Raw genomic sequence first — 18972 nt, 5'->3', positions numbered from 1 at the left:
CCGATGCACGAGGGGGCGCCTGTCAATCCGTGGGTAGCGCTGGCCTATCTGGTCGCCGGCATCTGCTTCATCCTCGCACTGCGCGGGCTCTCGAGCCCGGCGAGCAGCCGGCGGGGCAACCGGCTCGGCATGCTCGGCATGGGCATCGCCGTGGTCACCACGCTGATCACGCACAAGATCGCCAGCCCGATCGAGCTGGGCGCGGCGATCGCGATCGGCGGCGCGATCGGCTTCGTCACCGCGCGGCGGATCGCGATGACCGACATGCCGCAGCTCGTCGCCGCCTTCCACTCGCTGGTCGGCATGGCGGCGGTGCTCGTCGCGGCGGCGGCGTTCCTCAACCCGGCGGCGTTCGGCATCCTCGGCGCGGACGGCGAGATCCTCAGCGTCAGCCGGATCGAGATGGGCCTGGGCGTGGCGATCGGCGCGATCACCTTCTCGGGATCGGTGATCGCCTTCCTCAAGCTCAATGGCAACATGAGCGGCAAGCCGATCCTGCTGCCCGGCCGCCACGTGATCAACCTGGGCGTGCTCGCCGGCATCCTCGGCTTGATCGGTTATTTCGTCACCGATCAGAGCCCCTGGGTGTTCTGGACCGTCACTGCGCTCAGCTTCGTCATCGGGTTCCTGCTGATCGTGCCGATCGGCGGCGCGGACATGCCGGTCGTCGTCTCGATGCTCAACAGCTATTCCGGATGGGCGGCGGCGGCGATGGGCTTCACGCTGCACAACAGCGCGATGATCATCACCGGCGCGCTGGTCGGTTCGTCGGGCGCGATCCTCAGCTACATCATGTGCCGCGCGATGAACCGCAGCTTCATCAGCGTGATCGCCGGCGGCTTCGGCGCTGTCGCCGATACGAGCGGCGGCGGTGCCGCGATCGACCGGCCGTGGAAGCGCGGCTCGGCCGAGGACGCGGCCTTCCTGATGCAGCAGGCCGAGCAGGTCATCATCGTGCCGGGCTATGGCATGGCGGTCGCCCAGGCGCAGCATGCGCTCCGCGAGATGGGCGACAAGCTCAAGGAGCATGGCGTGCGGGTGAAATACGCAATCCACCCGGTTGCCGGCCGCATGCCGGGGCACATGAACGTGCTGCTTGCCGAGGCGAACGTGCCCTATGACGAAGTGTTCGAGCTGGAGGACATCAACTCGGAGTTCGCCCAGACCGACGTCGCCTTCGTGATCGGCGCCAACGACGTGACCAACCCGGCGGCGAAGACCGACAAGACTTCGCCGATCTACGGCATGCCGGTGCTCGACGTCGAAAAAGCCAAGACGGTGCTTTTCATCAAGCGCTCGATGGGTGGTGTCGGCTATGCCGGTGTCGATAACGAGCTGTTCTACCGCGACAACACGATGATGCTGCTGGCGGACGCGAAGAAGATGGTCGAGGAAATCGTCAAGAACCTCGACTGAGGACGCGGCGGCGGGGCGAATGGGGGGAAGCGACATGGCGAGCGTAGGTTCGATTCTGGGCGGCGCGTTCGGCCTGTTGCGCGATCGGCCGGGCGCGATCGCGATATGGGCGGTCACTTATTGCATCGGCTCGCTGATCGTCTCGCTGGCGACGAGCGCCGCCATGTTCGGCGTACTGATGCCCGGCGGTGCCGATGGCGCAACGGTCATGCAGGTCTGGATGGGGCCGATGGGCAACCTGATCCTGCTGCTCAACCTCTGCCTGTTGCTGCTCGCCGTGGTGCTGATGAATGCCGTGTTCCGAGCGATGCTGCGGCCAGAGGAGGGTGGCTTCGCGTTCATGCGGCTGGGCATGGACGAATTCCGCATGATGGGACTGGTGGTCCTGGCCGTCATCGCCGCCTTCGTCGTGATCTTCGTCGGCGAGCTGCTGCTTCTGCTGGTGATCGGCGTGCTCGCCTTCACGCTTGGCCAGAGCATGATCACCGCCGCGCTGTCCTTCCTGCTCGGACTGGCGTTCATCTGCGCCTTGGTTTGGGCGGAGGTGCGTCTCTCGCTGGTCTTTCCACTCAGCTTTTATCGCCGCCGGATCAGCGTCGATGCTGCATGGGATCTGACGCGCGGCCGCTTCTGGCTGCTGTTCGGCAGCTATTTCCTGGTCACCCTGATCTTCGCTCTGGCTACCTTCGCAGTGCTCTGGTTCACCATGGGCAGCTATTTCGCCGCACTGGCCGGGACGCATGGCGATGGGGACCAGATCCGCATCGCCGGCGAGGCGTTCGCCGCCCAGCAATTCGCCATGCCGATCGCGACCAAGATCCTGTTCGGCGTGATCGGGGCGGTGTTCTTCGCCGTGGCGCTGGTGCTCGGCCCGGGCCTGCTCGCCAGTGCGACACGCGAACTTCTCGGCGATCCCGGCGAAGCTGCGGTATTTGCAGCCGAATCCGACGGATCAGTGTTGGACTGATCCGTAACGGACGGGCAATGATTCCCCTGCCCATCCGGGTCGCGCCATAAGCTCCGTAACGGAGCGGATCGAGCAATCCGTTTCGGAGGTTGGGCCTCTCCGGAGCACAGCACGACTCCGAGAGGCGATGGCGAACCCGACCGCGGCCCCCCTGCACCCCGGTGCCCCTTATGCGATGGGCATCGACGCACTGCTGATTGCCGACGCTGCGTCCGCCGACATCGTCGATGCGCTGGCTTTCGCCGGCATTCGGCTACGCGCCCGCGCCGATTTCGCTGCTGACGGGGCCTTTCTCGATGAGCCGGGAGTGAAGCTGGTCGTGCTCGACGCGCGCCGGACCACAGAGCCTGCGCTCCTGCCGTTGCTGGCGGCGATCGAGGCGCGGGACGGAGAAGCGGGGCCGGCGCTGATCGGCCTGTTCACCCCTGGCCAGCTCGACTTCGCCGCTGCGCTGCTCGGCGCGCGCGGCGTGCAGTTGCTTTGCGATCCGGGTGCCTCGGAGCTTTTCGCAGCGCTCGTGCTCGCCCGCGCGGAGTCGGAGCCTACGCCCTTGTTCGGCGTACAGGACATCACGCGCGATTCGGAAACGGTGCGGCTGCGGCGGCTCAACGAGGAAGTCGCGCGCATCGCCGATGCGCTTGCCCGGCTGACTCGGGGAGAACTGGCGGAGGACGAAGAGATCGAGCGGCGCGGCGGGATCCGCGAGCCGGAAATGGCCTATCGCGGGCCCGATACTTCGCCACCTGACATCGATGCGGCGGAGATTCGCGCGGTGATCCGCGCGCGTCGCCTGCGCAACCAGTTCTTCGCAGCCGAGCTGTTCGCCGATCCCGCTTGGGACATGCTGCTCGACCTGTTCGCAGCCAGCCTTGAACGGCGGCGGGTTTCCGTCTCCAGCCTGTGCATCGCCGCCGCCGTGCCGCCGACCACGGCGCTGCGCTGGATCGGAACGATGCACGATGCCGGGCTGTTCGGCCGCGAGGCGGATCCGGGGGACCGGCGCCGCGCCTATATCGTGCTGAGCGAAAAGGCACAGCAGGGCATGCGCGCCTATATCGGCGCGCTGCGCCGCGCGGGGCTGAATCTGGTCTAAGGGCTTGCCCCGAAGGCCCGGCTTTGGCATCGGGCCTTATCGGCCATGTGCCGGGCGCTTAGCTCAGTTGGTAGAGCAGTTCGTTTACACCGAACGGGTCGGCGGTTCGAGCCCGTCAGCGCCCACCATGGCCGGGGCAGGGTCTGTCCCCTGCCGCCGGCACCAGCGTCAGTTCGCCGTGAAGGCCGTCGCGCCCGCGGCGTTGTACTTCACCGTGACATAGGAATTGTCGCACAAGTTGATGCCGGTCCAGACGGCATTGCTGCTGTCGGCGAAGTTGAGCTTCACATCGTACTTGCAGCCGATGCCTTTGTCGAAATGGACGGTCATCCGCCCACCCGACTTCACATCGCCTTCCTTCTTGAAATCGGGATCGACCTTGTTGGGTTGCCAGGTCGTGGTACCCGTCGGCGCGATCTCTACCGTCTTGATCGGCTTGCCGCTGTTGTTGATCAGTACGAAATCCCAAGCGTCCGCCATCGCGGGCGCTGCGATCATGATTGCGGCAGCTGCCGCAAGGCCCAGTTTCAGCATGATATGCCCCTCCTGCTTTTGCCGCAAAATGCGCCTCTCCGCGGTTCTCCGCAAGGTGATTCAGAAGCGGTCGCAGGATGCTTCAGAGGGGGCGTACTAGGCGAATCGCTTCCGCGATCCAGGGCGGATCGGCAACGACCTGCTGCCGCGCGCCGGCGCCCAGCGGAAGCAGGTGCAGGCGGTCACCCTCGCGCCCGATCAGCCGGCCGAACAGGAAGCGTCCGGCGGGGCGGGGGACGAGCACGTCGCGGTTGAGCGCGCCGGCAAAGCCCTCCGGTGCCAGCGTGCGGCACCAGATCTCGTCGCCTGTGCGATAATCGCCGACCCCTGCCGTCACCGATACCGCGACCATCCCCGGCTCGGCATGCGGCGGCACCACCGAAGCGGCCCGGCGTGGCGCCTGCGCTCCGCTGGTCTCGAGCAAGGCTGCCACCGGGATTTCGGGACGCTCGGGGAGCTTGACGAGATCGGCTGCATCGACGCCGAGCGCGGCCGCGATGCGGTTGAGCCAGCCCACCGACACGGTGCGCGTACCCGTTTCGAGCCGCCCGACCGTCTGGGCGGTGGTGGGCGGCACGCAGCGCGCGGCCACTTCCTCCAGCGTCAGCCCCTTGGCGCGGCGCACTTCACGAATGGCGGTAATCATCGGGCAGTATCCTAACCAAATCGGTTTCCTTCTTTCCTACAATCGTGCCGCCATGGCAAGTCAATCGAATCGGAACAAAAGGAGATCGAAATGCGCGAGCTGGTGGAGTGGGAGATCGAAGATGCGGGCGGCCGGCGTCGCGTCCAGGTAAACCAGGCCGAATCGCCGATGGCCTGGCTGGCGGCGCGGGGCCATGTGAGCCTGCGCCAGCTAGAAGCGGGGGATCGGCTGCGCGCAGACTATGAGATGGCGGCGCTGGGCCCGCGCGTCACCATGCGTTGGGACGCCTCGCCGGTTGCGCTGCGCGGCGCGGCGCCGGAGCGGCTCGACCCCACGCTGGCGCAGATCGCGGCGCGGCGTCGCTTCGATGGCGCGGTGGCGGTGGCGGGGCCGGGGCTTGCCGACATAGTATGGCGGGTGGTCTGTGCGGGCGAGGGGCTTGGCCCGGCGGAAAAGGCGCTCGGCTGGCCGAGCCGCGCAGGAAAGCTGGTGCTGTGCTTCGCGCTGGATCGCATCGCCGATTTCTACGGGCTGGGATAGCGAGGCGTGGTCAATGCGCGCTTGACCCATTTCCGGGCTACCGGGATTGGACTTGGGTGCGATCTTGTTCCAGAACGAGCGGCGCGCAACAGCACGATAAGAGGCCGCAGCAGCGCCCGGGACGACGGTGGCCGATCCGGAGTGCACCTGTCGCGCGGAAGCGGGTTGCCAGTTGCAACTCGTTCACTAGCCTGAGTGCCAAAGTCGAGGAGAGGTTGGCATGATCGTGTTTGGTTCGACGCTTTCGCCTTATGTGCGCAAGGTCATGGTGTTCGGCGCCGAGAAGGGGCTCGACCTCGAGCTGCAGGCGGCGGGCATGGGTCGTGGCGGGCCGGAGTTCATGGCCGCCAGCCCGTTCGGCAAGATGCCCGGCTTCAAGGACGGCGATTTCCTGATCTCGGACAGCTCGGCGATCGTCGCCTATCTCGATGCGAAATATCCCGAGCCGAGCCTGATCCCCGCAGAACCGCGTGCGCGCGCGCGAACGATCTGGTTCGACGAGCTCGCCGATACGCTGATGATGGCGGCGGGCGGCGCGATCTTCGGCCAGCGCTTCGTGCGGCCGCGCGTGCTCAAGATGGAGTGCGACCACGATGCCGCCGACGCTGCCGAGCGCGATCTGCTGCCGCCGATCCTCGAATATCTGGAGCATGCTGTCCCCGAGAGCGGCTTCCTGGTCGAAGACCGGCTGACGCTGGCGGATATCGCAGTGGCGAGCCCGTTGGCCACGCTTGGCTGTATCGGCGTGACGGTGGATCCCGCTGCCTATCCGCGGCTCGCGAACTGGGTGGCGGCGATGCATGCGCGGCCGAGCTTCGCGGCGATCATCGCAAAGGACAAGGCGGTGGTGGATGCGATGGGCGGCCCGGTGCCGCGTGAGGTGGTCGCCGGCTAGCCAGCGGGCCGCTGCGCGCCTAGAGGGGCGGCATGCGGCTGTCCTTCATCAAATGCCATGGCTCCGGGAATGATTTCCCGATGATCGACGCGCGCACGCTCGACCTTTCCGACGCGGATTGGGCGGGCGTGGCGCGTGCGCTCGCGGACCGCGAGGGGCCGGTAGGCGGGGACGGGCTGTTGCTGCTCACCGCCGGCGACGATGCCGGCCATGATTTCGGCATGCGCATGTTCAATTCGGACGGCTCGGAAGCGGAAACCTGCCTCAACGGTCTGCGCTGCGTCGCACGGCTGGGCTTCGAGCTGCTCGGCCTCGACTCGGCGCGGGTTCGGCTGAAGACGAGCAGCGCCGAAGTCGCCCGCGCCGATCCGCTGGCGCCGGGCGTAGCGACGATCCGCGAGACTGCGGGCCCGGCCTCGACCCGCACCGCCGATGTCGGCCTGTGCGTCGCGGCGGAGAAGCTGATCGACGAGCCGGTCCCCGGCCTGCCAAGCCCACGTGCCTTCACCGCGATCGCGATGCCCAACCCGCACCTCGTCACTTTCGTCGATTCGGTTGACGAGGCCGAGCTGGTCGCGCTCGGCGACTGGTGCGAGGCCGGGCCGGACCTGATCCCGGCGCGCGCCAACCTCTCCTTCGTCGAGCTGCGCGGGCAGGACCTGTTCGTGCGCACCTATGAGCGCGGCGTCGGCCTGACCGACAGTTGCGGCAGCGCCATGGCCTCCTCGGTCTATGCCGCCGGCCGCACCGGGCGCATCCCCTTCGGCACCGCGATGAAGGTGTTCAACAAGGGCGGGCTGGTGATGGGCGCGTCCGATGCCGACGGGATGGTCACCATCCTCGGCAACGCCACGTTCCTCTACGACGCGACGATCGAAGTCGATCCGGCAACCGCCAGTGCCGAACCGCCGCTGGTCCATGCCCGGCGCGAGGACGAAGCCGCGGCCTGGGCCGCCATCCCGGCCTAGCCCCCGACGAAGCGCGCCAGATTGGCGAGCGACGACTTCAGTCCCTGAAGATGGTCCTGCTTGCGGATGCCCTGCGGCACGTCCTCGCAGGTGATCGCGACGCGCGTGCCGCCCTCGGCCGGCTCGAGGGTCCAGCGCATCCGCATCGTGCCGGCAAAGGCAGGATCCTCCGACTCGAACACCGCCGACTGGACGATGCCCCTGCCTGGGTTCAGCGCGACGAAGCGTGCTTCGACCACATCGCTATGCTCGGACGTCTTGCCCGGCGCGGCATGCTCGGCGTCTTCATAGTGCAGCGCCATCCGGTAGCCGCCGCCCGGCCGCGCATCGAGTTCCAGCATTTCGCCGGTCATCCCCTCGGGCGGCAGCCAGCGGACCAGCGCCTCGGGATCGATAAAGGCGCGATAGATCTGGCTGGCCGGCGCCTTGATCAGCCGCGATGCGCGATCGGTGCGCGAGATGGTCCTCACCCGAACTCCACCGCCTCGAAGCGGATTGGCCGGCCAATCGCCTGGTTGGCAAGCTGGGCTTCCCACATCACCCGGTTGCCGCGCACGATCGTGCCGACCGGCTTGCCGGTGAGCTGCATGCCGGTGAAGGGCGACCAGCCGCAGCGCGAGGCGAGCCAGCTCTCCTCCACTGTCCAGCGCGCTTTCAGATCCACCACGGTGAAGTCGGCGTCATAACCCACTGCGATGCGGCCCTTGCCCGCGATCCCGAAGATCCGCTGCGGGCCGGCGCTGGTCAGGTCGATCACGCGCTGGAGCGTCGTGCGTCCCTCCGCGACATGGTTGAGCATCAGCGGCAGCAAGGTCTGCACGCCGGGCATGCCGCTGGGCGAATCGGGATAGGGCCTAGCCTTTTCCGCGAGGGTGTGCGGCGCATGGTCGGAGCCGAGCACGTCCGGCACGCCCTGGTTGAGCCAGTGCCACAGGCCGGCCCGGTGTGCGCCCGATCGGATCGGCGGGTTCATCTGCGCGAAGGTGCCGATCGTGGGATAGGCTTCCTCGCCCGCCAGCGTCAGGTGCTGCGGCGTGACTTCGCAGGTCGCGATGTCCTTGTTCTGGCCGAGCAGCTCGAGCTCGGCCGGGGTCGTCACGTGCAGCACATGGATGCGCCGCCGCGCCGCGCGCGCCAGGCCCAGGATGCGCCGTGTCGCCAGCATCGCGCTTTCGTCGTCGCGCCAAACCGGATGGCTCGAAGGATCGCCGGGCACGCGCTCGCCCAGGCGATCCTGCATGCGGAACTCGTCTTCGGCATGGATCGCCACGCGGCGATGCCCAGATGCGAGCACGCGCGCCAGGTTCGCGTCGTCCGAGACGAGCAGGTCGCCGGTCGAGGCGCCCATGAAGATCTTGATGCCGGCAGTGCCGGGCAGCCGCTCTAGTTCGGCGAGCTGCTCGGCATTGTTGTTGGTCGCGCCGACATAAAAGGCGTGGTCGCACCACATCCGGTCCTTGGCGCGGGCGAGCTTGTCCTGCACCGCCTCGGCCGAATCGGTGTTGGGCTTGGTGTTCGGCATCTCGAACACCGCGGTCACGCCGCCCAGCACTGCCGCGCGCGCGCCGCTCTCCAGGTCTTCCTTGGCCTCGAGCCCCGGCTCGCGGAAATGGACCTGGCTGTCGATCACGCCGGGCAGCACGTCGAGCCCGGTGCAGTCGATCGTCTCGCCTGCTTCCAGCGCGCCGCCGATCGCGACGATGCGGCCGTTCGAGACGCCGACATCCACTTCGGCCTGTCCACCGGGCAGATGCACGCGCCCGCCCTTGAGCTTCAGATCGACATTCATATCCGCGCCTCTTCCGTCGCCCCCGCCCACCCCCTACCTGTTCGGGATGAGCGATTCCAGCACTTGGCTACCCGACCGCGCCCTCATCCGTATTTCGGGCGAAGATGTTCGCGGATTTCTCCAGGGATTGGTAACCCAGGATCTCGATGCGGTGACGCCTCAGACACCGCAATGGGCCGGGCTGCTCACGCCGCAGGGCAAGGCGCTGTTCGATTTCATCCTCTGGGCAGACGGGGAGGCGATTCTGGTCGATTGCGAGGCTGCGCAGCGCGAGGCGCTGGTCCGGCGTCTGGCGATCTACCGGCTGCGCCGTGCGATCGCGATCGAGCCGGTCGAGGGCGGCGTGCATTGGTCGCTACGGTCGGGGCAAGGCGTCCCCGATCCGCGTCTTGCCGTGCTCGGCCATCGCTGGCTGGGGGTTGCGAAGGGGGAGGCCGCCACCGGCTGGAAGGAGCATCGCCTCCGCCTTGGCGTGACCGAAGGCGCCGAGGAACTCGGCCAGGACAAGACATTGTGGCTCGAATGCAACGCTTCCGAGCTGGGCGGCGTGAGCTTCGCCAAGGGCTGTTATGTCGGCCAGGAGAACACCGCGCGCATGCATTACCGCGCCAAGGTCAATCGCCGGCTGGTGGTCGCACCGCCAAGCGAACCAGGCGATCGCACGCGTGCCCTCTATCCGGAACTTGGCTTGATGGTCGAGCTGCGACGCGTCGAGGCGCTGGGCGACGCGCTGGTGCCGGCGTGGCTGGCCGGCGCGCTTCAGGCGGAAGGCGCCTAGATTCCCAGCCAGTCGAGGCCTTGCGGGAGACAGGCTGCGGCATAATCGACCTGCAGCACGCGTCGCCGCATCGGCCGCCTGGCCGCTTCGGAGGCGTGGAGGATCGGCGTGGCGTAGATCCAGACATCTCCGGCTTCGGCCAGGCAGGTGAACACGCCCTGCTTCGCCACAATGTGCTCGATCGCATCCTCGGGAACGAGCGCCCGGTGGGATCCCGGCGCGATCAGCAGTGGGGCATTATCCTCCGGTACGGGGTCGAGATGCACGCGCAGCGTCAGCATGTTTGATAGCAACGCGAAGGGCGGCGCGACGTGGACCATGCCTCGCTTGATCGTCCACGGGCCGAACCCCGGTACATCCCGCCGCGCGGCGACGGCGATCGTCCGATCCTGATGCCAGCCCAGCCCCCAGTTCGCGCCAGGGGCCTTGTCGAAGAGGATCGCGCGAACGGGGGTCGCAGCGTTCCCAGCGGTTCGGCGGCTAGCTGCCCGATTGCTCCCTTTGCATCGAGAAGCGGCTTCAGCCCGTCAATACCATGGAGCCGAAGCCCCGGGCGATCCTGGGGCAGGGTTGCCAGCACGGCCTCGAGCCGTTCGCGAACGGCTGCGGCCGCGCCCGGCAAATGTTCGGCACCGTCATTGCCGAGCTTCAGGGCGCCCGAGGGATCAGCCATGCCGTTCCGCTAGCCGCGTTGGGCAAGACGGCGCAATCCTGCCTACCCAAAGAAAAAGGGAGGCCGGTTTCCCGACCTCCCCAATTCTCAGTCCTTCCGGACGGGTCTGGCTTAGTAGCCCGAACCCGGACCGTAGGTGACTTCCACGCGACGGTTCTGCAGTTCGCGAACGCCGTCGGCGGTCTCGACGCGGGGCTTGCTCTCACCGAAAGCTTCGGTCGAGATAGCGCCGGCGCCAATGCCACGCGAGGTGAGGTAGCCCTTCACAGAGTCGGCACGACGCTGCGAGAGGCCAACGTTGTAGCTTGCCGAACCCGAGCGATCGGCGTGGCCAGCCAGCATGACCTGCGCGTTACCGCAGTTCTGGTAGTTGCTGATGGCGTTGTCGAGGATGCTCGCGGCTTCCGGCGTGATGTCCGACTTATCCCAGTCGAAGAACACGATGTACGGTCCCGGGGTGCAGACCACGGTCGGCGTCGGGGTCGGTTCCGGAGTCGGGGTCCAGGTCGGGGTCGGGGTGACTTCCGGGGTCGGGGTCGGGGTCGGAACCGGCTCCGGCGCACCGAAGTTGAAGATCAGGCCGCCCATGATCGAGTGCGAGCGGAAACGGGTCTCCAGCGCACGGCCCGAAACGTCGGTCAGCTTCACATTGTCGGCGTTGAAGAAACGATACTTCAGCGAGACGTCGATCGAGTCCGACAGGGGAGCGCGGATGCCCGCAATCGCCTGCCAGGCGAACACGGTGTCCGAATCGTCCAGCGAGTCGCCATAGGTGTTGAGCGCGATGTTGTTCTTCACGCGCGCCACACCGACACCACCGCCGACGAAGCCCTGCACGCCGGTGTCTTCACCGAAGTCGAGCAGGCCGTTGACCATGAAGCTGAGCGCCGACGAACGGCCACCGGCATACGAATAGTCGCCGGCAGGTGCGTTGAGCGCAGCGCCAGCGGCGTTGCGGATCGGAGTCGTCACTGCGCTGTTGAGGCGCGTGACCGAAGCGGCGCGATAGCCGACCTCGGCTTCAGCGCGGAATGGACCGAAGTCATAACCAACAACGGCGTCGGCGTCGTAGCCGGCCTTGTGGTGGGCGGTGGCGGCATCCTTCGCAGTGCCGACGTCGAACTTGATGTCCTCGACGAGCATGGCGCCGCCTTCGACACCCACATACCACGCGTCGTCGCGGGCGAAGGCGGGCGTGCTCAGCGCGGTGGTCGCAAGTGCCAGAGTTACGGCAAGCTTCCGCATTTTAATCCCCTTTCATGATGTCACTACGGACAGCAAAAACTCAGTACCGAAACGAAAGTTTCTACGCAAGCGCACAAATCCCGGTACTGTTGCATGAACGTCACAGTTCGTCTGGTTGGATCAGACCGTGTACGCGCAAGGCGACGAGCGCCGCAGAAATTGCGGCCCTCGCTTCGGCATCAACCACCGTACCGCCAACTGGTTCCGCGATTCCGTTCGCCCGTGCACCAATAATCTGCTCGCCACCGACGAAAACCCGGCCATGCACCTCGCCGGTGCGCCAGCTGCCTGCGCTGAAAAGAGCGAATCCCGCCGTCTCGCCCAGCCACAGCCGCATGCCCTCGCGCGGCGTGACGAAGCGCCAGCCGCTCTCCGTCCAGCCGGCGATTTCGCTGGCATGCCCCAGCCAATCCCCCTCGGGCGCGCCGCCGATGATCCAGCATTGGCCAGGCAGCGGCGCCGCTGGCGGTGCGTCGACGCCGATTGCCTCCGCTGCCGCCTGGGTCAGCAGGTCGAGCCGGACGATCGCCTCATTATGGTAGATCTCCTTCTGCGCCTGTCCGGCCACGAGCAGTGGCAGGGCGAGTCGGTCGGTCGTGTCGGTCATGCATCGTCTCCCGATATCGGCAGTGCCAGGGTCGCGGCGCGCGAGAGCCCTGCAACGCCAAGTTGGCGAACCTCGATCCGGAGCGGTTCGGCGCAGATGGCGGCGCTCAGCGTCGCTTCCGCCGCGTGCAGATCCACTTCCCACGCGGGCCCGTGGTCTGGAAAAACGGCAAGGCGATAGCGCTCGCCGCCCGGCGCGGAGGCGGCATCGGCGCCGTCCTTCCAGGCCCAGTCGCTGCGGCTCCGGCGGGCCCAGCGTAGCTGCACGCCGCCATCGCCCATCAGGCGCGCGGCCAGATGCACCGGTGGAAGCGGCAATAGCGAGATGCCAACCACGGCCGCCTGGGCTTGCGCGGCCTCGCCGCTGTCCCCTGCGCCTTCCGCCAGTACCCGCGCTGTTCCTCCCAGCGTCGCGAGCGGCAGGTCGATCAGCGCCAGGGAGTCCGCTTCGATGCGCACGAACCGGTCCCCGGCCTGTTGGCTGCCGATGGCATGTTCGGTGCCGCGCCGCCCGCGCCACAAGCCGGATAGCCGCCAGCGCCGCGCGCCCAGCGATTGTGCGTGTGCGAACTGGATCAGCTCGTCGCCCAGCATCGCCAGGTTCGCGCCGCCGTCCAGCGCTGCCGCGTCGGCATCGTCCAGTTGCATCGCAGCATCGGCGAGTTCGACCTCGACGCTATTGCGCCGGTCCTCAAGTCCTGCCGATGCGGGTCCCGGCGGAATAACCACCGTCCCGAGCACCGCGGTGCCCTGCGTGCCGCCGATCGCCTGCCAGGAGGCCCCGCTATCCGTGCTTAGCAGCAGCGCCGCCCGGCGCCATCCAGCCGCCGTACCGGCGGCGGCCACGGCGAGCCGCGGACCGGTCGAGCCGGTATCGTCGATCGGCGGCAGTTCGAAGGCGTGCACGACGGTCCGGCCGATCGACACGTCCTCGGCGGCCAGCATCCTCCCGCTGCTCGCGGCGATGGGCGCCATTTCGGGTGCGAGCGCGACGCAATCGAGCGTCACCGCCATCGCCTCGAACTTCCACCCGTCGACGCGCCAGAGGCCAGGCGTGCCGGTGATCCGCACGCGCGCGCCCGGCGGAACCGCCAGCGCCTCCCATCCCAGGCGCACGCTGCGCCGGGTCCGCTCGGTATCGGCGCGGAGCAGGGCCGCCTCGGCGAGCATGCGTGCAGTGCCCGCATCGATCGCGGCTGGCAGCTCGATCCGCGTCTCGCGAAGCCCCGTGCCGGCGCGGCCGGCGCGCTGCACGCCGATCTGATAGTCGCGCGCCGGGTCGTAATGGCTGAGCGTCAGCGTCCCCGGCACACCCGTCGCCGCGGCAATCGCCCGGTTCCCCCGTCCGCCCCCGTCGACACCCTTGTCCGCGACCAGCGTCGCTTCGCCCGGCCCGCAGCGCAGCACCGGCCCTTCGCCGAACCAGCCGCCCGCCGCGCCCGCCAGCGCCTCGGTAACCGCCGCTAGGCTGGTCCCTTGCGCCGCAAAGCCCGCCAGCGCCACGCTGGCGTCGCTCGCCGCCACCGCGCCCAGCGCCACGGCGATATCGCCTGCCGCCACCGGCGCCGCATCGGCCTCCACCTCGAAGGTCAGGGAGGCGGGCGAACTGGTCGGGCGCCAGCACGCTGCCATCGCCCGGATCATGCACCAGCGCCCCGGAGGGCCGCGCCGCATTGTCGAGCAGCGCCTTGTTCCAGCGCACCGCCATGTTGTGGATCGCCACCGCGCCCGCCGCCGCGCCCAGGCAGCCCAGCCCATAATGATCGTCGATCGGGGAGAAGGCCTTGATGTGCACCACCGCCGGGCGCCCGGCCTCGTCCTCCGCGCTGAGCCGTGCGACATTCTCGCCCACCTTGTAGCGATATGCGACCGGCCAGCCGCGTGCATCGGGCTCCACCGACATCCGCTCGGGCCGCAGCGCATAGAGCTCGCGCACCGCGCCGCCATCGTGGGTCAGGATCTGGACATAGCCATTGCCGTGCAGCAGCAGATGCGCTGCCAGCGTCTCGATGAGCGGTTGCCCGCCCGATCGTGCGCTCACCAGCGCGAGCAGCGCGGGGTCGCTTGCCTTCAGCCCCGCACTGCCCGCACCTTCGGCGACCAGCTTCACCGCCCGCTGCGCCACCGGATTATGGCAATAGGCCTCGCGGACCTGCGCCTCATAGCTGCGCGGCCATTCGCCCACGCCGCCAATGAAGCTTCCGCCCGGCGACAAGGCCGGCCGCGCGCCATCGCGCGCGGACTTGCGTCCGAACCATTTCATACGAGATCTCCTGAATTGCCGGACGGCCGAGCATCTTTTCCCGGCGAAGGCCGGGGCCCAGACTCAGCGTAGAAACTTCAAGGCCGAGCCCTGGCCTTCGCCGGGGAAAGAAAGGAGGGGCATTTCGCAGCAGCGAGCTCGCCCGCAGTCAGTCGCCCATCCCGATCGCAGTCGCGCGTCCAATATCCCGCCGCGATGCCGGCCCGCAGCACCTCCAGCTCGCGGCCCTTGCCCGGCACCGTGGCCGCGACCAGCGCCGCCACTTCCGCGCCGTCGAGCGCAGCGTCCTTGTCCGCATCGAAGCGCGCGATCAGCGCAGTGCTTGCCGCACTCGCCAGCATGGTGCCGCCGATCGCGCAGCCGCACAGCGCCAGCACCCCGGCAAGCGCCATCGCCCGCCGGAACGATGTCCGTTCCGTCATGTCGGTTTCTCCTGGTTGATCGCCCCGCCCGCTTCTTCTTCCGTCATCCCCGCGAAGGCGGGGATGCAGGGTCAGGCAGGACGTCGCGCTGTTATCCTGGATTCCCGCCTGCGCGGGGATGACGATGAAAGGGCAGGGAGAGCCGAGCCCCTCACAGTCCCCGCACCGCCGCCTGCGCGCGCCGGCGCAGCATCAGCTCGGTCAGCGCCCAGACCAGCGCATCGGCGCGGTCCGGCGAACGGCCTGGCCCTTCATAGCCGCCGCCCAGCACCAGCCCGCACAGCTCGTCCTCCAGCGCGGGGAACTTGCCCCAATGCCGGACCTTGCCCGCCTCGTAGAGCAGGCTCACCGGCTCGGCCCGCGCCACCTTGCCCTGGCTGGCATGCACCAGGGTCACCGGCAGGCCGCTATCGGCGCCGAGCAGCACGCTCTTCACCATCGCGCCGCCCTGGTTCTTCTCCGCCACCACCCGATCGGCGCCGTGCCGCGCGGCACAGGCCGCCACCGCCCGCGCCCAGCCTTCGGGTGTCGCGCCCTGCACGCTGGCATCCTCGAGTATATAGGCCCTGCCGTCGCGCGCGAGCGCAGCGGCAACGATCCCGCAGGCATCGCCGCCCACCCCCGCCGGCGGATCCACGCCGATCACCGTGCGCACCCGCTCGGGAAGCCTTGCGGTGCGGCATGCCTCGATCTGCGCGCGCTGCCACAGCGCGCCCTGCAGCTCGTCGATCAACTCGCCATCCAGTTCCTGCCGGCCGAGATGCGTGCCGCCATAATCCAGCGTCATCGCCTCGACGAAGCTCCTCGGCAGCCAGGGGTTGCCCCGGGTCCGCCCTCGCGTCTCCTGGAAGCCCGGAAGCGCCATCACCTTGCGCATCAGTTTTACCGGGCGCGGCGTGGTGGTCACCAGCACTTGCGATGCCTCGCCCAGCCGCAACCCCAACATCAGATTGTCCCAGGCGATCACACCCGCGCGGCCCCATTTCGCCAGCTCGTCGCACCAGGCATAGTGATGCTCGGGCCCTCGCAGATTGTCGGCGGCGCTGGCCGAATAGACTTGCGCATAGGCGCCGCTCGGAAAGCGCAGTTCACCCTGGCTACGATGCCACACCAAAGTCTCGTCCGGGCGCGCCACGGCAAGCAGCCCGCTCGTCCCTTCGATCATCACGCGCTGCACATCCTCCGGGTTGGCACCCACCAGCGCGATCCGCGCACCGGGATTGGCACGCGCCCGGGCATGAATCCATTCCGCGCCGGCCCGTGTCTTGCCGAAACCGCGGCCGGCCCGGATCATCCAGATGCGCCAATCGCCGCGCGGCTCGCGCTGGCCGCCATGCGCCCATTGCCACCAGCGCTCGCCATATTCGCGCAGTTGCGGCGCACTCAGCGAATAGAGCACGCTCACGCGTTCGGAGGGCGAAAGCGCGAGCATCCGCTCGAACAGCGCCTCGGCGTCAATCACTTTCCCGCTCCGCTGCGCGCGCCCGGTCGATTGCGTCCAGCTTCTTCAGGATCGCCTTGTTGGTGTCCTCGGGATCCGCTCGCCGGATCGGCGGCCCGCCGCGCCATTTGCCCTGCAGGCTGTCGCGGTGCAGCTTGAGCAGGTGCATCACGTCCTTCAGGTTGACGCGCATGCCGTCGGGCCGCTCGAATGCCTCTTCCGAGCTGCCCGAGAGCAGATGGCCGAGCAGCTCGGTCTCCAGCATCTCGTACCCGGCCAGCAACGCCTGATGCCATTCCTCCGCAAAGCCGATGTCCTTGCGGCGCAGCCGATAGGCACATTGCGGCGTGACTCCGGCCGCGACCGCTGCCGCCCGAACGTTGCAGGTGCCCGCCAGCTCATCCAGGAATGCCGTGCGCTTCTTCGTGGTCCAGCGCGTCCAGCTCCGTTGTTTCTTCTCCACGGCTCCTCTCCCGACAAGAAAAAGGGCCGGAAGGCGTTGCCGCCCCGGCCCGACTCGCAATTCTTCAGCGTGCTCTACTTGTGCCACATCAGCGTGACGCTGTCAAGAGAAAAGTGCCTATATGGTTCGTTAGCTGGTGCGTTTTCCGGCTCGCGGGAGAGGACGGGAAGGGGGAAGGGGCCCTTTTAGAAGGGCATCCAGCGCTTTTTCTCGCTGAACTTCATATAGCCCGCGTTGATGCCCAGCCGCCAGCCGACGCCCAGCCGCACCGGGATCAGCACCACGTCGCCGCGGCGCAGATAGGATGCCGAGAGGCCGCCGACGAAATAGGCATGGCCTTCGCCCTGGGGGAAGCGCTTGTACAGCTCCTGGCTGTCATAGAGGTTGTAGACCAGCACGAACACCTTGTTGGCGTCGCCGCCCAGGTCGAAGCCGATCGACGGGCCGGTCCAATAGACCTTCCGCTCGCCTTCCACCTTGTGGAACAGCATGCCCGATCCGTAGCGCAGGCCGACGCCGACCGCGCCCGAGGCTTCGCTGCCGGCGATATAGCCGTTGGGCTGGCCCTGGTCCTTCAATATGTCTTCCAGCAGCTTGGCCAGGCCCGATGCGCCCTTGCCGAACACGCCTTCGGCGGCGCCGACCAGCTCGTCGCGCTGATAGGTGGTGGCCTGCTGGCGCGGGCTGAGGTTGCCGTTGTAGGGCTGGCCCTGTTGCGGCGCCTGCTGCGGATAGGGCTGGGGCTGCTGCGCCGGCGGCACGTCCTGTTGCTGCGCCGGGCGGTCATAGGGGTCCTTGGCCGGCGGGGGCGTGTTCAGGTCCGAATCGATCGCGGTGTTGGGGTCGATCGTGGTCATCTGCTGCTGCTGCGCGGAAGCGGGCAAGGCTCCCATTCCAAGCGCGGCCGTCGCCGCCATCAGCACCAGATCCCGAACGCGCATGGTCGAATTACCCCAGTCCACCAGATGCCCGTCTTTTAGAGGGCGCGCCTGTCCCGGCAATGAACGATCGTCAAATTGAGTCGATTTCGCGTCAAACGGGGCGTTGATCCTGCCGAAACCCCTGCTATAGGCCCATCCCTCTAGCCTGATCCGGAGACGTGGGTGAGTGGCTGAAACCAACGCTTTGCTAAAGCGTCATACGGGAAACCGTATCGAGGGTTCGAATCCCTCCGTCTCCGCCATCTCGCTACCCCACTGATAATATTGATGTTTTAGCTGGGGTGCCCCGCCCAAGCGGCGGTTCCGCGTGCCCAGGAATTCCTACACCTCCTAGTGATTCGCGCAGGCTTGGCAGTAGGATGCAAAGCGCTTAGGCAGGGCCATGCCCAGCAGGCAGCCCCAAGCGTCGATCCCGCGCACAGAGAAAAAGTCCCGTGCCCGCAAGCCGCGGCCGCGCTCGCTGCGCCTCCACGGCACGGTGGCGCGCACGCTCGGCATCCGGATCGTGTCAGGCGAGTTGGCCCCCGGCGAGATCTTGGAAGGTGAGATCGCCGCGAGTGAGCAGTTCAAGGTCTCCCGCACTGCCTATCGTGAAGCAATCCGGATCCTGGCTGCCAAGGGCCTAGTCCATTCGCGCCCCAAGATCGGTACCCAGGTGAGCCCGCGCCGCGAATGGCATTTGCTCGATCCCGATGTGCTGACCTGGATCTTCGCCGGCGAGCCCGATGATGCCCTGATCGAGAGCCTGTTCGAGCTGCGCCGCATCGTCGAGCCCGACGCCGCCCGCCTCGCTGCGCTCCGTCGTACACCCGAGCAACTCGTCCGCATGCAGGAAGGGCTGGCCGGCGTGGACAAGCACGGCTTCGATTCTGAGGAGGGCCGCTGCTGCGACGAGGCATTCCACTCCTCGCTGCTCGAAGCGTCGGGCAACGATTTCATCATCTCGCTCACCAGTGGCGTCGCGGCGGCGATCGAGCTGACCACGGCGTTCAAGCAGCAGCATCTGCCGGCGCCGCACGATGCGCTGCCCGTCCACCTCGCGGTGCTCGAAGCGATCGAGGCGCAGGATGCCGAGCGCGCGCACGATGCGATGGCCCGGCTCGTCGAGCGCGGCTTCGCGGACACGATGGAAGCGCGCAAGCCGGTGTCGGGTGAAGTGCCCCGCCGCCGGATCTCCTGCTAAACCGGACGCAGTTTCGATCGTACCGCCCAATTGCAATTTGCTATGGCGCTGCCTAAGTCCCCCTCGGGCAATGTTACCGCTAACTTTTTAGAATGTACGACAGGAGAGC

20 protein-coding genes, 2 tRNA genes and 1 pseudogene are annotated in these 18972 nt (G+C 67.6%); 10 read left to right on the top strand and 13 right to left on the bottom strand.

Features of this window, described 5'->3' with window-relative positions:
- The first annotated feature begins 3 nt into the window (after positions 1–3).
- The 4 genes from AC1RPL_RS19045 to AC1RPL_RS19030 all read left to right on the top strand — a co-directional run bounded on the left by AC1RPL_RS19045 (position 4) and on the right by AC1RPL_RS19030 (position 3604).
- Positions 4–1416, top strand: a complete 1413-nt coding sequence (locus AC1RPL_RS19045; protein WP_493071596.1) for an NAD(P)(+) transhydrogenase (Re/Si-specific) subunit beta — start codon at positions 4–6, stop codon at positions 1414–1416.
- Between the two features lie 34 nt (positions 1417–1450).
- On the top strand, positions 1451–2383 hold the full coding sequence (locus tag AC1RPL_RS19040) for a hypothetical protein (RefSeq protein ID WP_493071594.1): 933 nt from the start codon (positions 1451–1453) through the stop codon (positions 2381–2383).
- Positions 2384–2510: 127 nt separating this feature from the next.
- Positions 2511–3476, top strand: a complete 966-nt coding sequence (locus tag AC1RPL_RS19035) for a hypothetical protein (RefSeq protein ID WP_493071592.1) — start codon at positions 2511–2513, stop codon at positions 3474–3476.
- Positions 3477–3528: 52 nt separating this feature from the next.
- Positions 3529–3604 (top strand) — tRNA-Val (locus AC1RPL_RS19030).
- Positions 3605–3644: 40 nt separating this feature from the next.
- Here the strand turns inward: AC1RPL_RS19030 and AC1RPL_RS19025 are convergent.
- The gene (locus AC1RPL_RS19025) at positions 3645–4010 is read right to left on the bottom strand and encodes a hypothetical protein (RefSeq protein ID WP_493071590.1); all 366 of its coding nucleotides are present in this window, start codon (positions 4008–4010) and stop codon (positions 3645–3647) included.
- An 82-nt stretch (positions 4011–4092) separates the two neighbouring features.
- Positions 4093–4656, bottom strand: a complete 564-nt coding sequence (locus AC1RPL_RS19020; protein WP_493071588.1) for a helix-turn-helix domain-containing protein — start codon at positions 4654–4656, stop codon at positions 4093–4095.
- Between the two features lie 90 nt (positions 4657–4746).
- Between AC1RPL_RS19020 and AC1RPL_RS19015 the strand changes: the two genes are divergently transcribed.
- The 3 genes from AC1RPL_RS19015 to dapF all read left to right on the top strand — a co-directional run bounded on the left by AC1RPL_RS19015 (position 4747) and on the right by dapF (position 7059).
- The gene (locus tag AC1RPL_RS19015; RefSeq protein ID WP_493071586.1) at positions 4747–5196 is read left to right on the top strand and encodes a DUF6456 domain-containing protein; all 450 of its coding nucleotides are present in this window, start codon (positions 4747–4749) and stop codon (positions 5194–5196) included.
- A 220-nt stretch (positions 5197–5416) separates the two neighbouring features.
- Positions 5417–6091, top strand: coding sequence for a glutathione S-transferase family protein (locus tag AC1RPL_RS19010; protein ID WP_493071585.1), 675 nt, complete (start codon positions 5417–5419; stop codon positions 6089–6091).
- A 32-nt stretch (positions 6092–6123) separates the two neighbouring features.
- Entirely contained in the window at positions 6124–7059 is a 936-nt protein-coding gene (gene dapF, locus AC1RPL_RS19005; protein WP_493071583.1) for a diaminopimelate epimerase, read from the top strand.
- Here dapF and AC1RPL_RS19000 read toward each other — a convergent pair.
- Entirely contained in the window at positions 7056–7529 is a 474-nt protein-coding gene (locus AC1RPL_RS19000; protein ID WP_493071582.1) for an SRPBCC family protein, read from the bottom strand. The two genes, dapF and AC1RPL_RS19000, sit on opposite strands and share 4 nt — an antisense overlap.
- Positions 7526–8848 (bottom strand): dihydroorotase, encoded by a 1323-nt coding sequence (locus AC1RPL_RS18995; protein ID WP_493071580.1) that lies wholly within the window; start codon positions 8846–8848, stop codon positions 7526–7528. The genes AC1RPL_RS19000 and AC1RPL_RS18995 overlap by 4 nt, the downstream gene beginning before the upstream one ends.
- 46 nt (positions 8849–8894) lie before the next feature.
- Between AC1RPL_RS18995 and ygfZ the strand changes: the two genes are divergently transcribed.
- Positions 8895–9626, top strand: a complete 732-nt coding sequence (ygfZ, locus tag AC1RPL_RS18990; protein ID WP_493071578.1) for a CAF17-like 4Fe-4S cluster assembly/insertion protein YgfZ — start codon at positions 8895–8897, stop codon at positions 9624–9626.
- On the opposite strand, the gene AC1RPL_RS18985 is transcribed toward ygfZ, so the two are convergent.
- The 9 genes and pseudogenes from AC1RPL_RS18985 to AC1RPL_RS18945 form a co-directional block, all read right to left on the bottom strand.
- Positions 9623–10030, bottom strand: coding sequence for a phytanoyl-CoA dioxygenase family protein (locus tag AC1RPL_RS18985; RefSeq protein WP_493071814.1), 408 nt, complete (start codon positions 10028–10030; stop codon positions 9623–9625). The genes ygfZ and AC1RPL_RS18985 overlap by 4 nt on opposite strands.
- A 380-nt stretch (positions 10031–10410) precedes the next feature.
- Complete coding sequence (locus AC1RPL_RS18980) at positions 10411–11544, bottom strand: OmpA family protein (protein ID WP_493071576.1); 1134 nt, start codon at positions 11542–11544, stop codon at positions 10411–10413.
- Between the two features lie 100 nt (positions 11545–11644).
- Positions 11645–12151, bottom strand: a complete 507-nt coding sequence (locus AC1RPL_RS18975; protein WP_493071574.1) for a DUF2793 domain-containing protein — start codon at positions 12149–12151, stop codon at positions 11645–11647.
- Positions 12148–13794 carry a phage tail protein gene (locus AC1RPL_RS18970; RefSeq protein ID WP_493071572.1) on the bottom strand — a complete coding sequence of 549 codons (1647 nt, stop codon included), beginning with the start codon at positions 13792–13794 and terminating at the stop codon, positions 12148–12150. The genes AC1RPL_RS18975 and AC1RPL_RS18970 overlap by 4 nt, the downstream gene beginning before the upstream one ends.
- Positions 13795–13804: 10 nt before the next feature.
- Positions 13805–14413: pseudogene (locus AC1RPL_RS18965) on the bottom strand (phage portal protein); the annotation flags it as partial.
- A 77-nt stretch (positions 14414–14490) separates the two neighbouring features.
- Complete coding sequence (locus tag AC1RPL_RS18960) at positions 14491–14835, bottom strand: EF-hand domain-containing protein (protein WP_493071570.1); 345 nt, start codon at positions 14833–14835, stop codon at positions 14491–14493.
- A 151-nt stretch (positions 14836–14986) separates the two neighbouring features.
- On the bottom strand, positions 14987–16267 hold the full coding sequence (locus AC1RPL_RS18955; RefSeq protein WP_493071812.1) for a DNA-packaging protein: 1281 nt from the start codon (positions 16265–16267) through the stop codon (positions 14987–14989).
- A 22-nt stretch (positions 16268–16289) separates the two neighbouring features.
- Positions 16290–16739 carry a hypothetical protein gene (locus AC1RPL_RS18950; protein ID WP_493071569.1) on the bottom strand — a complete coding sequence of 150 codons (450 nt, stop codon included), beginning with the start codon at positions 16737–16739 and terminating at the stop codon, positions 16290–16292.
- 185 nt (positions 16740–16924) lie between these two features.
- Positions 16925–17680: a DUF1134 domain-containing protein gene (locus AC1RPL_RS18945; protein ID WP_493071811.1), complete on the bottom strand. Its 756-nt coding sequence runs from the start codon at positions 17678–17680 to the stop codon at positions 16925–16927.
- A gap of 152 nt (positions 17681–17832) precedes the next feature.
- On the opposite strand from AC1RPL_RS18945, the gene AC1RPL_RS18940 reads away from it, so the two are divergent.
- Positions 17833–17922: transfer RNA gene (locus AC1RPL_RS18940), tRNA-Ser, on the top strand.
- Positions 17923–18062: 140 nt separating this feature from the next.
- Positions 18063–18863 carry a FadR/GntR family transcriptional regulator gene (locus AC1RPL_RS18935; RefSeq protein ID WP_493071568.1) on the top strand — a complete coding sequence of 267 codons (801 nt, stop codon included), beginning with the start codon at positions 18063–18065 and terminating at the stop codon, positions 18861–18863.
- The last annotated feature ends 109 nt before the right edge of the window (positions 18864–18972 follow it).

It is taken from the genome of Sphingomonas sp. GW821-FHT12D09 (genome assembly GCF_058807215.1).
Note: the sequence above shows the minus strand (reverse complement) of the source record. Positions and strands in the feature narration are given on the sequence as shown.

Coding starts and splice junctions, on each gene's coding strand:
- AC1RPL_RS19045 (WP_493071596.1), top strand. CDS start 4: ATGCACGAGGGGGCGCCTGTCAATCCGTGGGTAGCGCTGGCCTATCTG.
- AC1RPL_RS19040 (WP_493071594.1), top strand. CDS start 1,451: ATGGCGAGCGTAGGTTCGATTCTGGGCGGCGCGTTCGGCCTGTTGCGC.
- AC1RPL_RS19035 (WP_493071592.1), top strand. CDS start 2,511: ATGGCGAACCCGACCGCGGCCCCCCTGCACCCCGGTGCCCCTTATGCG.
- AC1RPL_RS19025 (WP_493071590.1), bottom strand. CDS start 4,010: ATGCTGAAACTGGGCCTTGCGGCAGCTGCCGCAATCATGATCGCAGCG.
- AC1RPL_RS19020 (WP_493071588.1), bottom strand. CDS start 4,656: ATGATTACCGCCATTCGTGAAGTGCGCCGCGCCAAGGGGCTGACGCTG.
- AC1RPL_RS19015 (WP_493071586.1), top strand. CDS start 4,747: ATGCGCGAGCTGGTGGAGTGGGAGATCGAAGATGCGGGCGGCCGGCGT.
- AC1RPL_RS19010 (WP_493071585.1), top strand. CDS start 5,417: ATGATCGTGTTTGGTTCGACGCTTTCGCCTTATGTGCGCAAGGTCATG.
- dapF (WP_493071583.1), top strand. CDS start 6,124: ATGCGGCTGTCCTTCATCAAATGCCATGGCTCCGGGAATGATTTCCCG.
- AC1RPL_RS18995 (WP_493071580.1), bottom strand. CDS start 8,848: ATGAATGTCGATCTGAAGCTCAAGGGCGGGCGCGTGCATCTGCCCGGT.
- ygfZ (WP_493071578.1), top strand. CDS start 8,895: ATGAGCGATTCCAGCACTTGGCTACCCGACCGCGCCCTCATCCGTATT.
- AC1RPL_RS18980 (WP_493071576.1), bottom strand. CDS start 11,544: ATGCGGAAGCTTGCCGTAACTCTGGCACTTGCGACCACCGCGCTGAGC.
- AC1RPL_RS18975 (WP_493071574.1), bottom strand. CDS start 12,151: ATGACCGACACGACCGACCGACTCGCCCTGCCACTGCTCGTGGCCGGA.
- AC1RPL_RS18970 (WP_493071572.1), bottom strand. CDS start 13,794: ATGATCCGGGCGATGGCAGCGTGCTGGCGCCCGACCAGTTCGCCCGCC.
- AC1RPL_RS18960 (WP_493071570.1), bottom strand. CDS start 14,835: ATGACGGAACGGACATCGTTCCGGCGGGCGATGGCGCTTGCCGGGGTG.
- AC1RPL_RS18955 (WP_493071812.1), bottom strand. CDS start 16,267: ATGCTCGCGCTTTCGCCCTCCGAACGCGTGAGCGTGCTCTATTCGCTG.
- AC1RPL_RS18945 (WP_493071811.1), bottom strand. CDS start 17,680: ATGCGCGTTCGGGATCTGGTGCTGATGGCGGCGACGGCCGCGCTTGGA.
- AC1RPL_RS18935 (WP_493071568.1), top strand. CDS start 18,063: ATGCCCAGCAGGCAGCCCCAAGCGTCGATCCCGCGCACAGAGAAAAAG.